Genomic DNA, 1,097 nt, shown 5'->3' with positions numbered 1-1,097 from the left:
GGCGGTTTCAAATACCAAGCGCAACACTGGGTTAATTAACAGTGTCAGTCGGATGTTGTAGCAACGCGATGTGCTGAGTATAAACGACGAGTGGCGACTCATAATCGAGCCTTGCTCTTGGACGCGTATTGAGCGACAAGGCGATGGCGTCGAGTTCGTCCTGAGAGTAGATCGACAGGTCCGAACCCTTGGGCATGTATTGGCGCAACAAGCCGTTGGTATTTTCATTTGACCCGCGCTGCCAAGGGCTGTGCGGGTCGGCGAAATAGATCTGAACACCGGTGCGCTCGGTGAGGATTTTGTGGCCGTGCATCTCGCGCCCTTGGTCGTAAGTCATGGTCTTGCGCATCGCTGCCGGCTCGCGGTTGAGCACCGCCGAGAAGCTGTCGACGACCGCTTTGGTGGTTGCGTTGTCCATCTTGGCGAGCACCACAAAGCCGGTCGTGCGCTCGACCAGCGTGCCCACCGATGAGCGGTTGCCGGCACCCTTGATCAAGTCCCCTTCCCAATGGCCGGGAATGAGGCGGTCCTCGACCTCTGGAGGCCGGATGTGGATGCTCTGCATATCTGGGATCTGACCCCGGCGATCGGTGCCACGGCTGCGTGGCTTACGGACCTGGTTGTGGTGACGCAGGCAGGCAATCAGCTCACGCTTGAGTTCGCCGCGTGGGTGCAAGTAGATGGCGTTGTAGATGGTCTCGTGGGACACAGATTTCTCAGAATTGTCGGGCCAAAGGGCCCTGAGTTTGCGCGCTATTTGCTGCGGCGACCAGAGGAGTTTTAGCTGATGCCGGACGACCTGGAACAAGGCCCCGTCCGCGTGCAGTTTGGGAAGACGTCGCGGCAGGACACGACGCGCCTGGCATTGTGCGTGGGCCAGATTGGCATCGTAGACGCCGGCACCGCTGGTGCGTTTGAGTTCGCGGCTAATCGTGCTGGCTGAACGGCAAAGGCGTTTAGCAATGGATCGGGTGGAGCACAGGTCGTCGCGCATGGTCATGACGACGGCGCGTTCCTGAGTAGTTAAATGTTTGTAAATTTTCGCCATGGCGGCACCTTACAGCAGAAGGTGTTGCACTTGGTCTTTGAGAACGCCC

General features: G+C 58.6%; 1 protein-coding gene. It reads right to left on the bottom strand.

Annotated elements, in window-relative coordinates:
• Positions 1-31: 31 nt before the first annotated feature.
• Complete coding sequence (locus tag QN379_RS23395) at positions 32-1,048, bottom strand: IS30 family transposase (RefSeq protein WP_322234666.1); 1,017 nt, start codon at positions 1,046-1,048, stop codon at positions 32-34.
• Between the last annotated feature and the right edge of the window lie 49 nt (positions 1,049-1,097).

This window comes from Glaciimonas sp. Gout2 (assembly GCF_035018905.1).
Taxonomy (GTDB): domain Bacteria; phylum Pseudomonadota; class Gammaproteobacteria; order Burkholderiales; family Burkholderiaceae_D; genus Glaciimonas.
This window is presented reverse-complemented; position numbering and strand designations above follow the sequence as displayed.

Excerpts from the sequence above, each read along its gene's own strand:
- QN379_RS23395 (WP_322234666.1), bottom strand. The coding sequence starts at position 1,048 with ATGGCGAAAATTTACAAACATTTAACTACTCAGGAACGCGCCGTCGTC.